The organism is Salinimicrobium sp. TIG7-5_MAKvit, assembly GCF_049569215.1.
Taxonomy (GTDB): domain Bacteria; phylum Bacteroidota; class Bacteroidia; order Flavobacteriales; family Flavobacteriaceae; genus Salinimicrobium; species Salinimicrobium profundisediminis.
This window is the reverse complement of sequence record NZ_CP145903.1, coordinates 968,488-991,322: the sequence shown is the minus strand read 5'-3', so window position 1 is coordinate 991,322 and position 22,835 is coordinate 968,488. Positions and strand designations below refer to the sequence as shown.

The window sequence follows — 22,835 nt, the reverse complement described above, 5'->3', positions numbered from 1 at the left end:
CCTTCCAAAAATGACATTTTTGAGCCTCCTTTTTGGGAGGCTTCTTTTTTTAGGTGCCAAATTCCAAAAGCCAAATTCCAAAACAGATTACCTTGGGATGCTTTTGGCTTCTCTTCCCCTTAAATCCCCGAAGGGGGACCGAGATTCGAATTGGAATTTGAGATTTGTTGTTTTGCATTTGCCCCTGGCATTTGTGAAGAAAAACTTAAACTTTGAAGCAGGGAGCAACTTCTAAATATTTTATATCTGCTTAAAACCGAATGAAGTATTATATTTGCCGCCCCCTAAAGACAAAAACAGACTAAATTATACTATACAGTAATGAGTAAAACATTTGATGTTCTTATCGAGATCCCCAAGGGAAGTCGAAATAAATACGAGTATGACTTTAAGCTAAAGAAAGTCCGTTACGACAGGATGATCTTTTCTTCGATGATGTATCCTGCAGATTACGGGTTCATTCCTGAAACTCTGGCCCTTGACGGCGATCCGCTTGATGTGCTGGTACTGGTAACAGAGCCAACCTTCCCCGGTTGTGTTATGGAGGTAAAGCCAATAGGAGTATTCCATATGGCCGATGAAAAAGGACCCGATGAAAAAGTGATCTGCGTACCGGTTTCCGATCCTATCTGGAACAGGCTTAACGATCTTAGCGATGTGAATGGCCACCTTATAAAAGAAATTGAACACTTCTTCCAGGTCTACAAAGATCTTGAACAAAAGAAAGTAGATGTTGAAGGTTGGGGCGATGTTAATGAAGCAAACTCCATCATCAAAGATTGTATTCAGAGATATAAAGACAGTAACGGGGAGAAAGGTAATTTTTCTATCCTTTAATTTCTTCGGAATATAAGACAGAAGGCTGTCTGGTAAGGCTATTACCGCGTCATTCTTAATTTTTCAGGATCCTATTAAGAACTGAAAGATATCAGGAGCGACAGGGAGAAAGTTTTACCGGGCAGCCTCTTTTTTTTATACACGTCTCATTTTCACCTCTATTTCTAAACCCCGGATTTTAGCCAGTCTGCAATTAAAAATAAAACTTCCTTACATTTTCTTTCAAAAATGTATTTTTTCAGGCTCATCTCCCGTTATGGCTGAGGATAAACAAAGATTTCCTCCCGGATTATGAGAAAGATCATTTTTATTAATCCATATTTATCCCTCTTTTGCTAACTTTAACAGCGAAAATAAATTTAACAAAAAATTATGGAATCATTGATGATTTGGTTGCCGGCTATCCTGGCAATCATAGGGCTCATTTTCATGTGGGCAAAACGCGCCTGGGTTTTAAAACAGGATGCGGGAGATGGAAAGATGAAGGATATTTCGTCTCACATTTATGAAGGAGCTCTTGCTTTTCTTAATGCCGAATACAAGATCCTTACTATTTTTGTTATTGTGGCCAGTATCCTGCTGGCAGGAATTTCCTTTATTGTTCCCACTACTCATATTCTAATTGTTGTAGCTTTTATATTTGGAGCTATTTTTTCGGCTTTCGCCGGAAATATCGGGATGCGCATCGCAACTCAATCTAACGTTCGTACCACACAAGCCGCAAGAACAAGCCTGCCGCAGGCACTAAAAGTGTCTTTTGGTGGCGGTACCGTTATGGGACTTGGGGTTGCCGGTCTTGCCGTTCTGGGATTAACAACTTTCTTCATCATCTTCTTCCATGTCTTTATGGGCGGGGAGTGGACCGATGTTCACCAAATGACCATCGTGCTTGAAACCCTTGCCGGTTTCTCTCTTGGAGCCGAGTCTATTGCACTATTTGCCCGTGTAGGTGGTGGTATTTATACCAAAGCTGCCGATGTTGGTGCCGACCTTGTTGGAAAAGTGGAAGCAGGTATTCCTGAAGATGATCCGCGTAACCCGGCAACCATTGCCGATAACGTGGGTGATAACGTGGGTGACGTAGCCGGTATGGGTGCCGACCTCTTCGGAAGTTATGTGGCTACCGTACTTGCCGCCATGGTACTTGGAAACTATGTGATCAAAGATATGGGAGGTAATATTGTTGCTGAAGGTTTCGGCGGAATTGGGCCTATCCTTCTTCCCATGGCCATTGCAGGTTTCGGAATTATATTCTCTATAGTGGGAACGCTATTGGTGAAGATCAACAGCAATTCTGCCAAGGAAGCTGAAGTTCAGTCGGCACTAAACAAAGGGAACTGGTTCTCTATCGTGCTGGTAGCTATTTCTTCTTTCTTTTTGGTGACCTGGATGTTGCCAGAAACCATGCAAATGGAATTCTTTGGGGAAGGGCCACAACAAATCTCATCAATGCGGGTATTCTATGCTACTTTGGTTGGGCTTGTAGTTGGAGGCGTGATCTCTGCCGTGACCGAATACTACACAGGCCTTGGTAAAAAACCTGTGCTTTCTATCGTACAAAATTCCAGCACCGGTGCCGGAACAAACATTATAGCAGGTCTTTCTACCGGAATGATCTCTACTTTCTATTCTGTACTTCTTTTTGCTATAGCAATCTGGGCATCTTATGCCTTTGCAGGTTTCTACGGAGTTGCACTTGCAGCTTCAGCAATGATGGCTACCACAGCAATGCAGCTGGCTATTGATGCCTTTGGGCCAATTGCCGATAACGCCGGAGGTATCGCCGAAATGAGCGAACTGCCTTCCGAAGTTAGAGAAAGAACCGACATTCTTGATTCTGTAGGAAATACTACTGCTGCAACCGGAAAAGGTTTTGCAATTGCTTCGGCAGCGCTTACCTCTCTTGCACTTTTTGCAGCTTATGTAACCTTTACAGGAATTGACGGGATCAACATTTTCAAAGCTCCTGTTTTGGCCATGCTGTTTATTGGAGGAATGATCCCCGTTGTTTTCTCTGCCCTTGCAATGCAATCGGTTGGAAAAGCAGCTATGGATATGGTGAACGAGGTGCGTCGCCAGTTCCGTGAAATTCCAGGGATTATGGAAGGAACAGGAAAACCACAATACGATAAATGTGTGGAGATCTCTACCAAAGCTGCCCTTCGTGAAATGCTTTTACCTGGTCTTCTTACCATTGGGTTCCCTATTATCATAGTAATTATTCCTATGGTTCTGGGGTATGAAAACCGTCTTATCGCCGAAATGCTTGGAGGCTATATGGCCGGGGTGACCGTGAGTGGTGTGCTTTGGGCAATTTTCCAAAACAATGCCGGTGGTGCGTGGGATAATGCCAAAAAATCTTTTGAAGCCGGGGTAATGATCAACGGCGAGATGACCTACAAAGGGTCTGAAGCTCATAAAGCTGCTGTAACCGGTGATACCGTGGGTGATCCTTTTAAAGACACTTCAGGGCCTTCAATGAACATCCTTATCAAGCTTACCTGTTTGATTGGACTTGTTATCGCCCCTATTTTGGGTCAGGATATGGAAATTGCCACCACGCCCGAAGTTGATGAAGTAACCATACTTCAGGAGGAAACAGAAGTTGAGCCTGTAGCCCAATTTTCAACCGATAAACAAGAAGTTCTTGTTACTGCGGAAAAAATAGCTGCAGCTGTGAAAACTTCCGAAGCCAATACTTCTGAAGCAAAAACTTCGGAAGTAACCTCTCAAAAAGAGTAACTTCCGAAGAGATTTGCTAAAATATTTTTAAAATCCCCTGCAACTGCGGGGGATTTTTGATTTTAAATGTACCTTGAATGAGGTGTCAAAAATGCCATTTTAAAAACCTTTTTATGAAGCTTCTTTCCAGGCTCAAAAATCACCTTACTGCAAAACCTGAAGTAAAACTGGCTACCTACCGCAGTTACGGCACCGCCAGCCACCTTTACCTGCTGGGGCGCGCCATTGATGATGATAACCTGAAGATGCACGAAGACCAGAGTTTCTTTAGAACCCTTGGCAACACCTATAAACAGTTTGACAGTTATGAGATTGCAAATGCCGAAGTGACACTAAGCCTGCCCGACGGTACCGAACTTACCACAAAAACCAATGCCGAAGGATATTTTCTCTTTGACAAAACCATTTCTCTTAACCTAAAAGAATTTGCCGACGACGGCGGGTGGCTAAAGCTGAAATGTTCCTTTTCAAATGAGGTGCCCAACAGTATCATCACCAATGAGAATAATTTTGAAGCCGAACTGCTAATTCCGCCGCAAAAGGCCACTTTTGGGGTGATAAGTGATATTGATGATACCATTTTGCACACAGGGGTAACTTCTTTCTTAAAATGGAGGCTCATTAAAAATTCACTTTTTAAGAACCCTCACAAAAGAATATCCCTGGAAGGCGCGCCAAAATTCTATCGCGACCTGCATGCCGGTAAGAAAGGGAATGAGCAAAACCCTATAATCTACCTGAGTAACAGTCCGTGGAATTTGTATGAGTACCTGAAGCTCTTCCTGGAGATCAATGATTTTCCAAAAGGGCCAATTTTGCTTCGGGATTTTCGTACCCCTTTTGACAGAACACTTAAGCCCGAAAAACCGCATAAACAAAAGGAGATCATCAATATTTTAAAGACCTATCCGCATCTCAATTTTATTCTCATTGGCGACAGTGGGGAGCACGATCCTGCTATCTACACCGAGATCGCTGCCCAGTACCCGGACCGTATCCTGGCTATTTACCTGAGAAGCGTAAAGCACCGCCGACAAATGCGCAGGGTGAGAAGTATTGTAGATAATTTTGAGACCGTTCCTCTTCTTATGGTCGAAACCTCAGAGCAGGCCCGAGAACACGCCCTGGAACACGGATTTATTTAAGGTAGAAGGAATAATGTTTAAGGAATAAGGCTCTAAAGCACCAGGTCCCAAATTCTAAAAGTTCATTCAAACTGCATTGGAAATATCCCCTCCACCGGAGGAAAACCCGAAGGGCGAAGTAAAACCAGTAACAACCAACTTCTATCTACCGTCTATAGTCTACAGACTACTTAAAAAGTCCGTTGAGCTCCCCATCTACCCTGGTGATAATGTTCCCGAGATCTTCAGGGTTATCTACAAAGTTGATATTGTCAACATCTATGATAAGCAGGTTTCCTTTGTTGTAGTTGTGCACCCAGGCTTCGTAGCGTTCGTTGAGGCGGCTCAGGTAATCAATAGAAATAGAATTTTCGTAATCTCTCCCACGTTTGTGGATTTGCGAAACCAGGTTAGGAATACTGCTGCGCAGGTAGATCAAAAGGTCTGGGCCCTGCACTACACTTTCCATAAGATCGAAAAGCGACCGGTAGTTTTCGTAGTCGCGGTTGGTCATCAGTCCCATAGCATGCAGGTTAGGCGCAAAAATATGGGCATCTTCATAGATGGTGCGGTCCTGGATTATCGCCCTTCCGCTTTCCCGAATTTCTAAAATCTGCCTAAAGCGGCTATTCAAAAAGTAAATTTGCAGGTTAAAAGACCAGCGTTCCATTTTGTTGTAGAAGTCTTCGAGGTAAGGGTTTTCCAATACGTCTTCATACTGGGCTTCCCAGTTAAAATGTTTAGCTAGTGATTTGGTAAGGGTGGTTTTTCCCGCCCCAATATTTCCCGCAATGGCTACGTGCATGTTGAGTGAATTTGGCTGTTGATAGATGAGTGGTGAAAACTTCAGGTGGTAAATATAAGAGAATTAACAGATGTATTAAAAACTGAATTCAGATTAATTGCTTCGGAAAAATGCCGTTTTAAAGCAGCAATCTGTAACTGAAGTTTTTAGTTATTGCCATCAAATTCCGTATAAAAGCTTCGGAAAAAATATCTGTCGAAAATGGCATTTTTGAATCACAATCCCCGGAATATTTCCGCAGCAGAACAGGTTTCACATTTTGAAAGCATCCAGAGGCAGTCAATAAAATCGGTGATCATGTGAAAGGTCAGGCCAATCATCACCAACCGAAAGATCTTGTGCCTGATGAAAATCGCACCCAGGAAGTAAAGCGGAATCACATATTCCGAATGTAGTACATGAAACCCGATGCTGCAGCGGCCGGGTTGGAAGATTGGAGTAGCCAGTAGATGATCTACATCAACAAGCATAGTCGCCAGCAGGATGAGCCAGTATTTTTTCCAGTTCGTTTTGTCATACCAGTATGCAATAGCGCCAATAAAGATGAAGTGGAGAAAATAATGGGTGATGGTTTGAAGCAATGGTATCGGGATTATGGTTGGATGTTCAAGTTGCGAAGAATCAGGTTTTCAAAAACATGTTTGTTCAAGGAAAAGTATGGTTTGTTGCTTCACAAATCAAGATTGATAACCAATGCAAGATAGTCAGAAATTGGAATAAGGAATAGAGTTGGATTAAAGCCTCTTCAAAAATGCCATTTTTGAGACCCGGTGCTAAAAAAACCATTCTTTTCCCCAACCCTAAAGGGAGGGAATGGGTTTTACATTTTGATATTTTGAAAAAAGTTGGGCTAAAGCCCTTTCTCTCTGTTCTTTTTATTTCTCCGGCTAAAGCCGGAGGTAATTCATGTTTTGCATGGAAGAGATTTATTTCCGGGATTATGCTGTCACCGGAATTTATGTTGTGCTGCTAAGGCTCCTGCTTTATCCCCTCGTTCGGAGGGGTGCCCGCAGGGCGGGGTGGGTGACGGCTACACTATATTGTCATCAGGAGCAATGATTCTTCTATGTTGTCCCTACAGGACATTTTATTGGGATATATTAATAACCCGGGGCTTTGGCCCCGGGCTACACATATTTTGCCCCTCTGGGGCTATGATTCTAGTGCTGATATTTTTGCGTAAAGCTCTCTAAAAAAAGCCCTTTTTGAGACCCTGTGCTAAAAAATCCATTCCTTTCCTCAACCCTAAAGGGAGGGAATGGATTTTTACATGTTGATACATGGAGGAGATTTAATTTTGGGATTATGCTGTCATCGGAATTTATGTTGTGCTGCTAAGGTTCCTGCTTTATCCCTCCGCCGGAGGGGTGTCCGCAGGGCGGGGGTGGGAAATGTACTTCCCGGGCTTTAGCCATATAACGAGAAATGGATGAACAGTTTGCACTGTCCATCCATCTGCAGACCCAAAATCACTCCCCCAAATGACTTCAGGTCTATATTTAAAATGGTTAAATTTTAGTTGGTTTCAAGGCCACTACAATCCATAGCCTGTATTTGTTCATATGCCTCCTGGTAATAATCTCCCCAATAAGGGCAGTCATTGAAGTCTGCATAAAAGTCAAGGAGTGCATTTTTGTATGCTTCACAATTTGCAGTAGTCTGGTTTTCAGAAAAAGCTGTCAGCGCTGCTGTTACATCTTCGTATTCCGCTTCAAAATTTGCACATCCGGCAGTATCATCATCGCTTCCGGAGTCATCATCTGAACAGGACTGAAAGCCTGTAAATACTGCGAAAAAGATCAGTAAAAAAAATATAGATTTGATTTTCATAATTTTAAATTTTGGTTGTTTTTGACAATCTTATGCAGGGCTTCGAATTAAAAGATCCCTATACATTCCTGAACCACTCCTCAAACTTGTCTCCCAGTACAGGTACTGGTTTCAGCTTTCCGTTAATGGAGTTTATAAGCCCCATGATCCATAGATACAACAGGAAGATAGAACCAAAAAAACTCACCAGCCAACCCAGGATAGGGATCATTCCAACGGCAAAAACAGCGATCCCACACACAGTTAATCCTAAAGACTGCTTGATATGGTAGGCAGCAAATGCATCTTTTTTCTCATTGTTCATCACAAAGGCTATGATTAAACCTATGAATGTCAAATAAGCGATGACTGCCACTGTAGTATCTTTGGTCTTATTGTTTTGAGTTTCAGTTTGTGTGTTTTCGGTTTCCATAGAAGTATTTTTAGGATTAGAATTAAGGCTCTGGTCTCTGGTTAGATGTAGCTTAAAAATTGGTTGGTTAGAAAGCTATTTTCAGAATTATAAAGACTTAGATGCTGAATTTCACACCGGCTCCAATCACCAGCTGACTTCCATCTATGATGACATATTTAACTTCGGCAAAAGGAGTGATGCCGCTTCCAATTTCGAAATTCGCGCCCGCTCCCAGGTTTACACCAAACCTTCCGTCACTGGTTTCCATGGAAGTGTCCCCGAAAGGCGACTCGTCAAAATCGAATTTTACATGGGTGTAATTGAGTCCTGCAATGCCATAAAAATCCAGGCTTTGGTTTTCTACAAAATAATAATTGGCATTTCCGTTTATTTCCCACCAGTTCAAACTCACCCCATATTCATCTTTTGGGAAGTAATAAATGAAGCCGGGAGAGATGTTGAGTTTTTCCATGACAGGTATTTCAGCATTAACGCCAATTCCCACGTTTTCTATTTCAGTGCCATAAGCGACCATGGCCCCAAACCGGGTATCATTTTGTGCGTTGGTCACAAAGCAGGTTCCCAGGAAAATTAAAGCTGTAGTAAAAAGTAATTTCGTTCTCATTCTGTAATAGTTCAAGGTTAGTTTAGAATTTTCAGAAGTCATTTTTTCTGATTGATTGATGTAAAAGTCATAAAATTAGAGGTTTGCGTGGGTGGTAAATGAGTGTAAGGCAGTTGTCAATTAGGGAAATACGGGTGAAAATTATTCAAAGGCTGTTTAAAGAGCTGGCGGTAAGTTATTGTGCTGCCTAACTCATACGGTGTTTTTCCTCAGGCATATCAGTATTTAAGTGGCTGCTTTTTTAAAAGGTCATTTATTAAATCTATATTTATTAGTATAATCTGTTGATTTTTTGAAGTTTATCTAATATGAGAATAGCAATTGTAGACGATGAGGTGCACTGTGTGGAGGGACTGGTCCTGCATATTAAGAGCAAATTTCCCGAAGCGGAGATCGTTTTCAAAGGGACCAAACCTGAAGATGCACTTGTAGCTATTCCCAATGTAAAGCCCGATTTGCTATTCCTGGATGTAGAAATGCCGGGAATGAATGGCTTTGAATTGCTCGACCAGCTTTCCGAAGAAGATTTTGATGTCATTTTTACAACTGCCTACAGCCAGTATGCTGCGCAGGCTTTTAAGGCCAGGGCGGTAAATTACTTACTCAAGCCCATTGATGAAACTGAATTTATATCGGCAGTGCAGCAATGGAAGAATGAAAGGGAATTGAAGAAAGATATTTCTTCAGACAGAATGAATGAGCTGTTGAATTATATGAAAAGGGAAGGCGTCCTGAAGAATAAAATAGCGGTGCCGGTCACCGAAGGATTCGAATTTATCGAGACCAACGATATTTTATATTGCCAAAGCCAGAATAACTACACATTACTGTTTACTACGAACAACCGGAAACTGGTTTTGAGCAAAACCCTAAAGGAATTTGAGAAACTGCTCGATAAATATTTCTTTATCAGAATTCATAAATCCTATCTCATCAATCCGAATTACATGAAGAAATACTACCGGAATGATGGGGGCTATCTTGTAATGCAGGATGGAAAATCCATCCCGGTGAGCAAAAGTAAAAAGGACCTTATCACAAACTTATTTGATGCAATTACCAAAACGGCTTAACAAAATTTGTGTCATCTTTCTTCTGCGGAAGCTTCTGTTGAATATTTCAAAGAAATTCTACAGTACATCAGGCGTGCTGGGCTTCCTGTTGATCCTGCTGTGCGCCACCACCGGTTTTTCCCAATCCCGGCTCGATAGCCTTAAAACATCTTTTGAAGCGGAAACCAATGATTCCCTGAAGGTGGTCTATGGTATACAAATGCTAAGGGAGTTTCACCGGGAAAAGCACACGGAAGAAGAGGAATATGACCTTGCGAGGACACTTATTCAGAAGGCATTAAATACAGGCGATTCCCTGCTATATGCCAGGACACTTGATAACCTGGGGCTGCTTTACAGGTATCATCAGCGTTATGATGAGTCGCTTTCTTTGCATACCAAAGCTTTTGACCTGGTAAAAGACATGGAGGTTGACCCTGTTTTTAAAATGATCTTTGCCAACAATGCAGGAGTGGCAGGGCGTTACAACCAAAAATATGATACGGCCGTTTCGTATTACATGAAGGCCCTGAAGATTGCCGAAAAGGAGAACGATCTTAAAAATATCGCTATAGCCGGGAATGGAATAGGTAACACTTTGGGGAATATTCCCGGAAGACAGGATGAGGCATTGAGTTACTTTGAACGATCTCTCGAAGCCGAAAAGGAAAGGGGCAACAGCCTTGGGGTGGCGATGAATTATCTTTCTATAAGTGATTATTATATTGATAAGGAAGAGTATAAAACGGCCCGAAAGTACCTGGATGAACTGCTTAGGATAAACCGGGAGAGAAACGACGATTACGGTCTTGCGATCACTTATGAATTCTACGGAAAATCTTACCTGGAAGAGGGCAAAGATTTAAACAGGGCTGCTTCTTATTTTGAAGATGCCTTAAGCAGGTTTGAGAAATTGGGTGATGCGCATCAACAGGCGCAAATCCTGGGGAGTTTGGGCGACGTACGCTTCAGGCAGGATAGGTTTATAGCGGCAAAAGATTATTATGAAAGGTCTCTTGACCTCGCCAAAGATCTCAATCAACACGGATTGATCATGCAGAATTCCTATCAGCTCTCAAATATACTTGAAAGGCAGCGGGATCCTTCCGCAGCTTTACAGTACCTCAAACAGGGTAAGGCTTATGAGGACAGTATAAAACTCACCGAGCAAAATGTGGAAATAGCTGCCCTTATTCGCAAGTATGATATTGAGAAGAAGGAGGATCATATTCAGCTGCTTGAAAAGGATAAAGCGCTGCAGCAAACCCTGCTGGACAATCAGCAACAAAAGCTGGAGCGGCGGCAGATCCTTATGTTACTCCTGGCAACGGGCCTGTTGTTCATCCTGGTCATTTTCCTGTTGCAATACAGAAACATTAAAATGAGAAAGAAGATCAATGCGCGGATCTTAGTTGAAGAAAAGGAAAAGATGAAAGCGATCTATGAGCGCAACCTTGCACGGGCAGAGATCCTGGTGACCCGCCTGCGTGTTAACCCTCATTTTATATTTAATAGCCTCAATGCGATCACTTATTTGATACAAAGCAATCAAAACGTCAAAGCCATGAAGTACCTGGTGGTGTTTAGCCGGTACACAAGGATGGTGCTGGAAACCTCTCAAAAACATGTGGTTCCTTTATCTGAAGAACTTAAGCTGACTCAATATTATCTTACCCTTGAAAAGAACCGTTTTGAAAAAGACTTTACTTTTGAAATAAAAGGGGAAGATGCGCCCGAAGTTGAAAAGATCCTGATCCCGCCATTGCTGCTACAGCCGCTCATCGAAAATGCCATTTGGCACGGCCTGCTTCCCAGCAAACGCGAAACCAAGACCCTGCGGCTTGAAGTTATTCCTGAAGGAGAGATCGTTAAGATCATTATTGATGATAATGGCGTGGGCAGAAGCGGCACAGAAAAAAGATCTTCCGAAAAAGACCATAAAAGCATGGGCATGCAGATCATAAAAGAAAGGATTGAGCTTTTCAACAAAAGTTATCCCGGCCATATTAATTGTGAGCTTATTGACAAAAAAGATGAGCAGGGACAGCCTGAAGGCACCAGGATCATCTTCACGCTGGAGCAAAACACCCTCGCCCAAAACCCTGTGGAATTCTTGAGCTGATCGATTTAAAGAGGTAGTTCTGGATCAACTGGAGAAATTCCTCTCAAAAATGCCATTTTTGGGATCCCAACCTAAAAACCCATTCCTTTTCCACAACCCTAAAGGGAGGGAATGAGTTTTAGAAAGAGATATTTACAATTGGGCTAAAGCCCTTTCTCTTTGTCCTTTTTGGTCCTCCGGCTAAAGCCAGAGGCAATTCATTTCTGTTTTATCCCCTCCTTTGGCGAGGTGCCAGCTGGATGGGTGGGAGAGGTCTAAAATCCATCAATTGGTCCCACCTTCAGGTGGAGGATTAATATAAAATTAGTAACAGGGCTTTAGCCCAATCCGAGCTCCGGAGGGGCTATATATTTCTAGCCCCGGATTTTCATAAGAAGAATGAGACTCCCAGAGGGACGGCATATATTAAAGAGGCGGTTCTGGATCAACTGGAGAAATTCCTCTCAAAAATGTCATTTTTGGGATCCCAACCTAAAAACCCATTCCTTTTCCCCAACCCTAACGGGAGGGAATGAGTTTTAAACAGATATATTTACAATTGGGCTTATATGATTCAAAAAGCTCCTTTTCCGAAGGAAAAAGAAAAGCCGAAATCCAAAGGGATCCCGGCTTATCCATTTCTAAAATCTAACGTCTCATGTCTAACGTCTAACAGCGCAGCGGTCTAATCACCCATTATACAATATTCATTATACATTATACAATCCCTAATGCGCCATACATCCATGTGCATGCCCTTCCTCATGCCATCCAAAAGAAGGATTGTAATTGTTGTTCTCCCAGTAAAAATTAAGTCTTTTTTTCGGCTCGTTCCCAATCTGGTTCATCGTGCTGGCATCATATAACCTTCCGTTTACCATCGTGTAGATAATGCTGTTGGAGTTTCTGATATCCTCCAGCGGATTCTCCTCCAATACCAGCAAATCGGCAAGCTTACCGACTTGCAGGCTTCCGATCTCGTCACCCAGACCAAGGTATTCGGCGGAGTTGATAGTGGCAGTTTTTAAGGCTTCCATGTTGCTCATGCCGCCCATTTGTATCAGCCATAGCTCCCAGTGTGCTCCAAGGCCCTGTAATTGTCCGTGCGCACCCATGTTAACTTTTACTCCGATGTCCGAAAGTTCTTTTGCTGTTTCTGAAACCAAAATAGGTCCGTTTTCGTATTCTTCATCAGGTATTTTGGTGCGGTGTCGCGAACGGGAATCGATTACAGAACGCGGTGTGAACTCCAGAAGTTTCTCATTCTCCCACACGTTGTGCTTGTCGTAGAAATAATATTCCCCGTTGATTCCGCCGTAATTTACGATGAGCGTCGGAGTATAGCCGGTGTTGGAGTTGCCCCAAAGCGTCTTGATATCTTTATAGACCGGCGCAATTGGAATGTTGTGTTCAATCCCGGTATGCCCGTCCACGATCATGTTCATGTTGTGGAAGAAAGTACTTCCGCCCTCTGGCACCACGTTCATATCGAGTTCTTTTGCAGCCTGCATCACCTGCTGGCGTTGCTCCCGGCGCGGCTGATTGTAACTTTTTACTGAAGTCGCCCCAAAAGCTTTGGTCCTGCGTAAGGCAGATCTTGCATCTTCAAGGCTGTTGATCTCTGCTTTGAAATCTCCTTCGGCCCCGTAAAGGATAATTCCGGTGGAGTAGAGGCGTGGGCCAACCATTTCGCCGCTCTTGATCAATTCGGCCATTCCGAAGACAGTTTCACTCAGTGCAGAAGGGTCGTGCGCAGTGGTCACCCCGTAAGCGAGGTTCGCAAAAGCAGGCCAGTGCTGCTGCGGAGTTAATCCATATCTAAAGGCGCCAATGTGAGCATGCGCATCTACCATTCCGGGCATGATGGTCTTGCCTTGCACATCATAAACCTTCGCATTTTTCGGTACATTTACTTCGGAAGCATTCCCTATCTGTACAATCTTGTTCCCTTCGATCACGATACTTCCGTTCTCGATCACTTGCTCCCCGTTCATGGTGATGATTCGTGCGTTGGTGAAAGCGATCTGTCCTGAAGGCACATCAGTCTTTACTTTTAAACCAATCTTTGTTCCCTCTTCAGTGATTAGCGGAATGGAATCTACCGAGTTCTCTAAAAAGGTAAAACGCTCGGTAATTTTATTGGTGAAATATTCATCTCCCAAAGTCCAGTGCACATTCTGGCTGTCGTTAGACCAGTGGATGTTGATCCCCGCATCTTTCGCCAGCTGACTCACCGGAACGGTTTTGGAATCGGGTCCTATTTCCACAGGCTTTCCTGTCATTAACAACGGAGCCACGTAAGCTTTGTGCAGGTTGCTAAAGGCAACCCATTTATTGTCTGGGCTTGGTACGAGTCGGCCGCCATACTTTGATTCCATGTGTGTGCGCTCATCTTTTCCGTTGAGGTCAACACTTTTCAGCTTCTTGGTAAGACTTCCGAATAAATATCCGCCCGTTTGGAACAGGATGCGGTCATTATTGGTGTTGAACATCGCGAATTCCCCCTCATCATTGATCTTCCTTAAATTTTCTCCGGAAGCGTTCATCAAATAAATTCCGGGATTCTTTGTGAAAGTTCTTCCGAGGTCAGAATTTCCGCCTTCCTTATTGAAGACGATCATGCGGCCGTCACTTGAATATGAAGGGTTCCTGAAAATGCCTTTTTCGGCAGTCAGTTTTTTGACATTCCTTCTGTTAAGACCAACTGTTCTCACAGCGCCCATATTGTCATCGCTCCAGGTCACGTATACGATACTCTTTCCATCGGGGGAGAAAGCAGGTTCAAATTCGAATTCTTCAGCTTTGGTGATCCTTTCCGGAGTTCCGTTCGGAAGGCTTTTCTTCCACAGGTAACCCACGGCGTTAAAGACAAGCGTCTTTCCATCGGGAGAAGTGACCGCGTGGCGAACTACCTTCGGGTTAAATTCTTCGTAAAATACCTGGTGCTTCACGTGATGCGTCTCTGCGATCTTGATGGTGTTGTTCACCTCGAACGGAATTTCAGAAACATTTGCGTTCTCAATATTCGTTTTTTTGATCTTTCCCTGGCTCCAGAAAACGATCTCCTGGCTGTTTGGCATCCAGCCAAAGCCGGGATACACGCCAAAAATGGCCCATGCCTCCTGCTGATCTTTGCTCAACTGGTCATTAACCGGCCATTCTTCGCCTGTTTCGAGGTCGTGGATGTAAAGCACCGAGTTGGTACGCACGCGTTTTACAAAAGCCAGCTTCTTCCCATCGGGTGACACCTGTGGTCTCGCCGCACCACCCGGTCCGCCGGTTACACGGTCGATCTCACCTGTTTCGAAGTCGTAACGATTGATCACATAGATCTGGTTGTTTGGGTCTTTATTATACTGAAAGTATCCTCCCGGATACACATCCTGGCTGTAGTACAGGTAGCGGCCATCGGGCGAGATGCTGGGTTCATTGATATCCTGTTGCTCGTTGGCTTTTTCCACAAGCTGAATCCCCGCGGCGCCTGCACCTATGTGGTACATCCACATCTCGCCGGCTCCAAGGGAACGGCCCGAGGTGAAATGCTTACGGGCAACAATGGCGTTGCCATCGGGCATCCAAACCGCATTGTTAAGCAGCCTGAAATTCTCTTTGGTAAGTTGTTTTGCATCGCTGCCATCGGCATTCATGATCCAGATGTTGTCGCCACCGCCGGCGTCGCTGGTAAAGGAGATGCTTTTCCCGTCGGGACTAAACCGCGGCTGCACATCATAGGCCATACCGCTGGTAAGTGCCGTGGCTTTTCCGCCACTGGCAGGCAAAAGGTAGATATCCCCTAAAAGGTCAAAAACGATCTGCTTCCCATCGGGGCTTACGTCGAGGTTCATCCAGGTGCCTTCATTGGTGTTGAGGGCAACTTCTTTGATGTTCCAGTCTGAAGTATAGGGGTCGTTGACATCCCATTTTTTGTCATCTTTCTTTTCTTCTTCCTGTGCAAAAATGGCGGAGGTGGTCATTAGCAGGAGTAATGCCAGTAGGGGTTTGTGGATCATAAGTGAATTTTGAAAATTTTAAGAGGGCTAAATATAGGGATTTTTTGAAGGTTTTATTGCTGAAGGTGCAGAGGGGCGGAAGACGTTCAAAATATCTGAAGGAATGGATTTCTAGTAGAAACATTATCCGTTTGCTGGTAACAATGGTGGTCGATGGCATGCCATCGGCCTTCGATTCGAAAATTATCTTCCAAAATTGCCATTTTTGGCACCTTTATTTTAATCCATGAAATTTCACCCCGGATTTTTTCGGAGGTTATGGAGATTCTCTTTAAATGGATAATATTATTTGGAAATAATTGTGGCCGATGGCATGCCATCGGCCTTTCTATTTGAAAAATATCTTTCAAAAATGGCATTTTTGACTATCTTTAAAATGCCTCCCCCTAAAAAAACCTAAAATTTATGTCTGGAAAATCGGGGAATAAATTTCGGAATGGATCCATCCGGTTGCAACATTGGGATTATGGATGGGATGCGGCATATTTTATTACCATTTGTACCAAAGACCGGAAACATTTTTTTGGAGAGGTTCATGATGGGGAAATAAAATTGTCATCTGCCGGGGTGATCGCCAATGTGCTGTGGTATGAAATATTACACCATGCGAAAAATGTGGAATTGGGGGAATTCGTGGTAATGCCCAATCATATTCATGGAATTATTATTTTGAATGGGAATAAATCCCCGTGGGAACAATCCCCAGAACCCGAAAAAACAATTGGGCAACAACGGTTTCAGAATCCGGGGAAAAACACCATTTCATCCATTGTAGGTTCCTATAAATCGGCAGTGACCAAATATGCCAACAGGAGGAATTTGCCATTCGGCTGGCAACCGCTGTTTCACGATCGAATCATAAGGGATTCCAGATCTTTTCAGAATATTTCAGCGTACATTCAGAATAATCCCCGGAACTGGAAAGAAGATAATTTGAATTGAACAACAATTCCAGGCACCAAATTTCAGGTGCCAAATTCCAAAATCCAGGCACCAAATTCCAAATACCAAATTCCAAAATTCGTATTTCTAAAATCGTACTTCTACCATCGTATTTCTACCATCGTATTTCCAATTTCGTAATGATAACTTCATTGTTTATCTTGAGGTCCTTAAAATCCCATTTTCACATGATAAAAAAGTTACCTATGTACGGGCTGCTCTTAGCTGTTGGTGTAAGTTGCCAAACGCAAAAAGGAGTACCGGCAAAGACAGGTGAGGCCACGGCTAAGAAAAAGGAGCAGGGCGATACCAAAGCTTACGCTGAGGTGATCACTGCTGCAGCTAAAAGTGACAAAGGTCTTTTTACCACCCATTTTGTAGGGGAAAAGCTCTATTTTGAAATTCCGCTTAACATGCTGGAGAAAGATATGCTGCTGGTGAGCCGTATTGCCGGCGTGCCCACAGGTTTCGGCGGCGGCTATGTCAATGCAGGTTCCAAGGCCAATGAGCAGGTGGTGCGCTGGTCAAAACGAGGTGACTATATAGACATGAAGGTGATAAGCTTTGAGAACGAGAGTGACCAAGGGTCTCCTATTTATCAGTCGGTTGCAGCCAATAATTTCTTTCCAATACTTTTCAGTTCGAAGATTACGGCTTATAACGACGATAAAACTTCCGCAGTAATTGAGGTGAGTGATCTTTTTAAGGAAGAAGTAGCCGCCATTAATGGTGTTTCTCCAGAGCTTCGGAAGCGTTATAAGATCAAGAGACTTGATAGATCGCGTTCTTATATTGATTCGGCAACTGCTTTTCCTGAAAATATTGAGGTGAAGCACGTAATGACCTACGAAGCCGAGGAACCACCCGAAAGAGACCAGGCAGGAACCATTACCATGATGATGAACCAATCTATGATCCTGCTTCCGGAAGAAAAGATGCAGCCGCGCCTGGCCGATCATCGTATAGGCTGGTTTACCACCCGAAAATATAATTATAATTCTGAAGAGCTTAAGAGTGATGATTACAGGATAATCAACCGCTGGCAGCTGGTTCCAAAAGATATTGAAGCTTATAAAAGGGGAGAGCTGGTAGAGCCGGTGAAGCCTATTGTGTGGTATCTCGATCCTGCAACGCCCGAAAAATGGAGGCCTTACTTTAAGCAGGGAATTGAAGACTGGAATGTGGCTTTTGAAGCTGCAGGTTTCAAAAATGCTGTGATTGCCAAAGATCCGCCAACAAAAGAGGAAGATCCCGATTTTAGTCCCGAAGATGTGCGGTATTCGGTGGTGCGGTATGTTGCCAGTACCACGAGAAATGCGATGGGGCCAAGTGTGACCGATCCGCGTACCGGGGAGATCATCGAGAGCGATATTATTTGGTATCACAACCACCTGCGTTCTTACCGCAACCGTTACATGATCGAAGCCGGAGCCCAGCTGGAGTCCGCACGTACGCTCAATACTCCCGAAGAGGAAATAGGAGAGATGATGCGCATGGTGATTGCGCACGAGGTAGGTCATGCGCTCGGTTTGCCGCACAATATGAAGGCGAGTTCGGCTTATGCTACAGATTCTTTGCGTTCTCCTGAATTCACCCAGAAGTATGGTTTGACTCCTTCTATTATGGATTATGCCCGTGTAAATTACGTTGCCCAGCCCGAAGATAAAGGAGTTCGCTACATCAGGATGATGGGGCCTTATGATCTTTATGCCATCAACTGGGGCTACAGGTATATTCCTGAAGCCGATTCTCCCGAAGATGAGAAACCTGTTCTAAGCGAGTGGATCCTTGAAAAAGCCGGGGATCCTGTTTATGAATTCGGAAATGGTTACGGCGGAATTGATCCGCAGTCGCAAAGAGAAAGCCTGGGTGACGACCAGGTGAAGGCCAGCGAATACGGACTCGCAAACCTTAAGAAGGTGGTTCCGAATTTAGTTGTATGGACTTCAAAAGATAATGCTGATTATTCCGAATTAACTGAAGTATACCGCGAACTTACCAATATGTGGAGAGGCTACGTGTCTCACGTGGTAGCCAATGTGGGAGGAGTTTACGAAACCCGAAAAACAGCCGACCAGGAAGGAACGGTCTATACTCATGTCCCTGAAGAAAAACAGGAAGCGGCCATTGAATTTTTAAATACGCATGCTTTTTCTGCACCCGACTGGTTGCTGGATAAGGAGCTATTGGCACGCATTGAACCTACGGGTGCCATTGAGCGGGTACAGAACCTGCAAAGTCGTGCGCTGAATGATCTTTTAGATGAAGACCGCCTGCAACGTATGATCACCAATGAGCAGGTGAACGGCCGGGAGGCATATACCGCAGTAGAGATGATGAACGACCTTAGAAAAGGCATTTTTGAAGAGTTGTACAGATCTCAGGAGGTCAACGCTTATCGAAGAAATATTCAGCGTGCCTATGTAGATGCCGCTGCAGGATATGTTCAGAATTTAAAAAAGGAGGAGAGTGATGAGGTTGCTTCTACCGATGTTATTGCATTAATGCGTGGAGATCTCGAGCAGTTAAGAAGAGACCTTAGGGCCCGCAGAAATAGAACTAATGATCAATTAAGTGTTTATCACTGGAATGATTTGATCGCAAGGATAGATGCAGCCCTTGATGTAGATGCATAAACATACAGCTGATTTATAGATCTTATCAAACAGGCTTATTTCACAAAAATCCTCGCTACAAGGCGGGGATTTTTTTGTTGGATGCCATTATGAGACTGGAAATAGGAAACAGGAGCCAGGATTAGTGACACATGAACTAAATACTGATCACCGATCACTATTTTTTTGCTTCCTTAAAAGGTTTCCCGCAGATCTCACAGATTTACGCAGATAATAAAATGAATATTTTTAAATTTTATTTTTTACTGATTTTTTACTGATGACTGACCACTGAATACTGATCACTTTAAAAGATCATTCTTCAATAGGAATTGTCAACATAGGTATACTCGCTTTTTTCAACAGCTCCAGGGAAACATTTTCCTGTAGCAAATTATGCAGGAAGCTGTGTTTATGGGTGCCAACAATAAGCAGGTCAGATTTTAGCTTTTTTGCCTCTTCCAGGACAGCTTCTACGGTAGAACCCTGGATCAAGAGCGCCTCTTTTTCTATCTCCTCACTGAGGAAGTTATCGCAGTACATTTGCAAATTGCGGTGTTCCTCCCGGAATTCTTCTGCTTTAAAGTCTCTTATATACTGCGGCCCCGGTTCATAACCTACAAAATCGGGATCGGGTGCTGCGACATGCAAAACCCAAACCTTGCTACCAAATTTCTGGGCCAGGCCTTCGGCATATCCCAGGAGGTCTCCTACGGCATCATTAAAATCTACAGCTACCAGAATGTTTTTTAGTTCTTTCATGGTGTTGGTTTTTTGTTATTGTTTGTTATTGTTTGTTGTTCGTGGTTTGTTGCTGCGGAAATTTATACTATGATTTTTACTGAACACCGAGCACTGAACACTAATACTCCTTCTCCCTGTCAACCACGTTCTTCAAATCCTTTCCCTCTTTCATGCGCTCGTAATTTTCGAGGATTTGCGGCACTACACTTTTGGGATGGGTAATACTGGCAATATGTGGCGAAACTTTGATCTTTTTGTTCTTCCAAAAAGGATGTGCTGCGGGTAAAGGCTCTTTCCGGAACACGTCGAGGGCAGCCCCGGTGAGATGTCCGGTATTGATCATTTCAATAAGGTCATCTTCGATAAGGTGTTCCCCCCGAGCCACATTTATGACATAAGCACCTTCAGGTAACTTCTCAAAAAGGTGTTTATTCAGGATGTTTTTTGTTTCTGAAGTCAGGGGTAGCAAATTCACCAGGATTTTGCTGTCTTCCAGAAAATCCTGCAGTTGCTCATCACCGTGATAGGTAGTGACTCCCAGGATTTCCTTTTTGGTGCGGGACCAGCCGGTGACATTGAATTTATTCCGGATCAGTTTTTCGGCTACTCCCACGCCCAGTACGCCCATGCCCAATATTCCCACCTGTGTATTTTCCGGTCGCCCATATGTTTTGGGCTTCCATTCGCTGCTGCAATGGTGTTCATTCAGGTTGCGCAGGTGTTCAAGAATGAGGGAGAGTACAAATACGCTCATATCTTTGGTTAGTTGTGCATCGACCACCCGGGTGATTTGGATGTGCTCCGGAATTTCCTTATCGCTGATGATATGGTCTATGCCTGCCCCCATGGAAGCAATTACTTTCAGGTTTTTAAAGTCCCTGTATATACCGTGAGGATGTCTCCAGGAAAGTACATATTCAACCTTAGAAGGATCTTTCACCTGCGGATATACTTCCAGATCTAAATCTGGCGCTTCGGCTTTCAAGGCCTCCACCCAGGCTTTGGGATCTTTCTTCGGACTGATGATTAGAAATGACATTTTTTTTAATGTTTCGGTTAAGATATTGGAATTTAGAATCTAGAATCTGGAGTTATATTTGTTTATGTTTCATCGGTTCATAATCAGTTTATTTCTAAAAAAATCTTTTCCTTACTTTTTTCCATTGATGAAAAAAGTAACAAAAAAATCTAGGCTTACGAAAAGCAGTCTAAATTTTTCATTCGGCGCCTAAATTTTATGAACTCGCCTTAGAATTTCTCAAACTAGAATGATTCACCTGGCTCAAACAGCATAAAATTTTACGGCTTCTCATTTCAAATTTTACGACTGCTTTTCGATAGGCCGGTAGACCTTCTTTCTTTCTTTCTTTCTTATTCTATCTCATCCTCACCCAGCACTTCCATAGAAGAGAAATCTTCTCTGTTTGTTGAATTTTTCTGACCACTCCCTTCAATCTGCCAACTTAAAACTGCGCAATGTCTACTGGTCTTGATTCTTGATTCTAGTAGCGTCAGCGATCTAGTATCTTAATTTACAAACGCACTATATCCCGTGATCGCCCTTCCTACAATAAGGGAGTTGATCTCTTTGGTGCCTTCGTAGCTGTAAATGGCTTCGGCATCGGCAACAAAACGGGCAACATCATATTCCAGGAGAATTCCGTTGCCGCCCATCACTTCCCGGGCCCGGCTTACCACATCGCGCATTCGCATGCTGGTATAGACTTTTGCCAGTGAGGCATGTTCATCCTTTAACAGACCCTGGTCCTGAAGTTCGGACAACCTGAAACAAAGGGTTTGCATAGAGGTGAGGTTGGCGATCATCTCTACCAGGTGATTTTGTATAAGCTGGTAGGAGGCTATAGGCCTACCAAATTGTTCTCTTTTCTTGGTGTATTTGAGTGCACTTTCATAAGCTCCCCTGGCACAACCCACAGCCTGCCAGGCTACCCCGGCGCGGGTCATTTTAAGCACTTTTGCTGTATCTCTAAAGGACTCTGCTTTTTGGAGTCGGTCGCTTTCCGGCACTTTACAATCGGTGAGCGTGATAAGTGCATTCTGCACAATACGCAGCGCCATCTTATCTTCCATTTTTTCGGCCTTAAAGCCGGGATTGTCCTTTCTTACCAGGAATCCTTTTACCTGGTTGGAGTCTTCATCGCGGGCCCAGATCACAATTACATCGGCAAAAGTGGCATTTCCAATCCATTTTTTCTGCCCGTTAAGTGCCCAGTTTTCTCCATCCCATTTACAGGTGGTTTCGAGTCCGCCGGCTGCGCCGCTGCCCACATTAGGTTCGGTAAGTCCAAAGGCGCCAATGGTTTCCAGGCGTTGCATCTTTGGGAGCCACTCCTCTTTTTGCTCATCACTTCCGCAGAGATAGATAGAACCCATAGCCAGCCCGCTGTGAACACCGAAGAAAGTGGAGATAGAAACATCTACCCGTGCAATTTCCTGTGCAATAACGCCCTCCATTAAAAATGGCAAATTGGGGCAGCCGTAGCCTTCATAAGGTACTCCGGCAATGTTGAGTTTTTTGAATTTCTCAATAATCTCGAATGGAAACTTCGCACGGTTCCAGTGGTCATTTACCAGCGGCCGCACTTCATCTTCCATGAAATTGCGCACCTTCAGCTGTAGTTCCCGCTGCTCTTCGGTCAGTTTCAGGTCGAGATTGTAAAAATCGCCGTCAATAGGTGGCAGGTCGTGCTGACCTTTCCGGCGCTTGGTCTTCAGCATTTTCATGAGCCCCTTGAGCTGATTCTCATCCAGCTGCCCCAGGGTTTGCATAGCTTCTTGAAGATCTATTTGTTTATTGATCTTCGCCAGTTGGTCAAGATCAATGTTCTTTAACAGGTTAATGGTGTTTCTAACTTTTCCGAAGAAGGCCATAGTTTAAGGTTTTTCTAAAAATAGACATTAAAGCAAAGGCAGCTTGTTAAAGCTTTCTCAAAGACTGGCATGCAGATGCCTTTGGGATTCGAATATTTGTTTTAAATTTCCTGTCAAAACAG

At 43.7% G+C, this 22,835-nt stretch carries 16 protein-coding genes; 7 read left to right on the top strand and 9 right to left on the bottom strand.

What is annotated here, in order from left to right; genetic code table 11:
• The first annotated feature begins 321 nt into the window (after positions 1-321).
• The 3 genes from V5739_RS04425 (at position 322) to V5739_RS04415 (ending at position 4,724) form a co-directional block, all read left to right on the top strand.
• A complete protein-coding gene (locus V5739_RS04425) occupies positions 322-837 on the top strand; it encodes an inorganic diphosphatase (protein WP_423819816.1) in 516 nt (171 codons plus the stop codon).
• Positions 838-1,209: 372 nt separating this feature from the next.
• Positions 1,210-3,579: a sodium-translocating pyrophosphatase gene (locus tag V5739_RS04420; RefSeq protein ID WP_423819815.1), complete on the top strand. Its 2,370-nt coding sequence runs from the start codon at positions 1,210-1,212 to the stop codon at positions 3,577-3,579.
• Positions 3,580-3,692: 113 nt separating this feature from the next.
• Positions 3,693-4,724, top strand: a complete 1,032-nt coding sequence (locus V5739_RS04415; RefSeq protein ID WP_423819814.1) for an App1 family protein — start codon at positions 3,693-3,695, stop codon at positions 4,722-4,724.
• 166 nt (positions 4,725-4,890) lie between these two features.
• Here the strand turns inward: V5739_RS04415 and V5739_RS04410 are convergent, their stop codons facing one another.
• The 5 genes from V5739_RS04410 to V5739_RS04390 all read right to left on the bottom strand — a co-directional run bounded on the left by V5739_RS04410 (position 4,891) and on the right by V5739_RS04390 (position 8,357).
• The gene (locus tag V5739_RS04410) at positions 4,891-5,508 is read right to left on the bottom strand and encodes a deoxynucleoside kinase (RefSeq protein ID WP_266070497.1); all 618 of its coding nucleotides are present in this window, start codon (positions 5,506-5,508) and stop codon (positions 4,891-4,893) included.
• Between the two features lie 215 nt (positions 5,509-5,723).
• Complete coding sequence (locus V5739_RS04405; RefSeq protein WP_423819813.1) at positions 5,724-6,089, bottom strand: DUF6122 family protein; 366 nt, start codon at positions 6,087-6,089, stop codon at positions 5,724-5,726.
• Positions 6,090-7,023: 934 nt separating this feature from the next.
• Positions 7,024-7,338 carry a hypothetical protein gene (locus V5739_RS04400; RefSeq protein ID WP_423819812.1) on the bottom strand — a complete coding sequence of 105 codons (315 nt, stop codon included), beginning with the start codon at positions 7,336-7,338 and terminating at the stop codon, positions 7,024-7,026.
• Between the two features lie 58 nt (positions 7,339-7,396).
• Entirely contained in the window at positions 7,397-7,750 is a 354-nt protein-coding gene (locus tag V5739_RS04395) for a DUF4870 domain-containing protein (RefSeq protein ID WP_423819811.1), read from the bottom strand.
• A 97-nt stretch (positions 7,751-7,847) separates the two neighbouring features.
• Positions 7,848-8,357 (bottom strand): outer membrane beta-barrel protein, encoded by a 510-nt coding sequence (locus tag V5739_RS04390; protein ID WP_423819810.1) that lies wholly within the window; start codon positions 8,355-8,357, stop codon positions 7,848-7,850.
• Positions 8,358-8,665: 308 nt separating this feature from the next.
• Between V5739_RS04390 and V5739_RS04385 the strand changes: the two genes are divergently transcribed.
• Positions 8,666-9,430 carry a LytR/AlgR family response regulator transcription factor gene (locus V5739_RS04385; protein WP_423819809.1) on the top strand — a complete coding sequence of 255 codons (765 nt, stop codon included), beginning with the start codon at positions 8,666-8,668 and terminating at the stop codon, positions 9,428-9,430.
• Positions 9,408-11,531 (top strand): tetratricopeptide repeat-containing sensor histidine kinase, encoded by a 2,124-nt coding sequence (locus V5739_RS04380; RefSeq protein ID WP_423819808.1) that lies wholly within the window; start codon positions 9,408-9,410, stop codon positions 11,529-11,531. The genes V5739_RS04385 and V5739_RS04380 overlap by 23 nt, the downstream gene beginning before the upstream one ends.
• A gap of 707 nt (positions 11,532-12,238) precedes the next feature.
• Here V5739_RS04380 and V5739_RS04375 read toward each other — a convergent pair.
• Positions 12,239-15,520, bottom strand: coding sequence for an amidohydrolase family protein (locus V5739_RS04375; RefSeq protein WP_423819807.1), 3,282 nt, complete (start codon positions 15,518-15,520; stop codon positions 12,239-12,241).
• Positions 15,521-15,925: 405 nt separating this feature from the next.
• On the opposite strand from V5739_RS04375, the gene V5739_RS04370 reads away from it, so the two are divergent.
• Positions 15,926-16,462: a transposase gene (locus V5739_RS04370; RefSeq protein WP_423819806.1), complete on the top strand. Its 537-nt coding sequence runs from the start codon at positions 15,926-15,928 to the stop codon at positions 16,460-16,462.
• 188 nt (positions 16,463-16,650) lie between these two features.
• Positions 16,651-19,098 (top strand): zinc-dependent metalloprotease, encoded by a 2,448-nt coding sequence (locus V5739_RS04365; RefSeq protein WP_423819805.1) that lies wholly within the window; start codon positions 16,651-16,653, stop codon positions 19,096-19,098.
• Positions 19,099-19,392: 294 nt separating this feature from the next.
• On the opposite strand, the gene V5739_RS04360 is transcribed toward V5739_RS04365, so the two are convergent.
• The 3 genes from V5739_RS04360 to V5739_RS04350 all read right to left on the bottom strand — a co-directional run bounded on the left by V5739_RS04360 (position 19,393) and on the right by V5739_RS04350 (position 22,713).
• On the bottom strand, positions 19,393-19,839 hold the full coding sequence (locus tag V5739_RS04360) for a universal stress protein (protein WP_423819804.1): 447 nt from the start codon (positions 19,837-19,839) through the stop codon (positions 19,393-19,395).
• Between the two features lie 100 nt (positions 19,840-19,939).
• On the bottom strand, positions 19,940-20,860 hold the full coding sequence (locus tag V5739_RS04355) for a 2-hydroxyacid dehydrogenase (RefSeq protein ID WP_423819803.1): 921 nt from the start codon (positions 20,858-20,860) through the stop codon (positions 19,940-19,942).
• Positions 20,861-21,348: 488 nt separating this feature from the next.
• Positions 21,349-22,713 carry an acyl-CoA dehydrogenase family protein gene (locus V5739_RS04350; protein WP_423819802.1) on the bottom strand — a complete coding sequence of 455 codons (1,365 nt, stop codon included), beginning with the start codon at positions 22,711-22,713 and terminating at the stop codon, positions 21,349-21,351.
• Between the last annotated feature and the right edge of the window lie 122 nt (positions 22,714-22,835).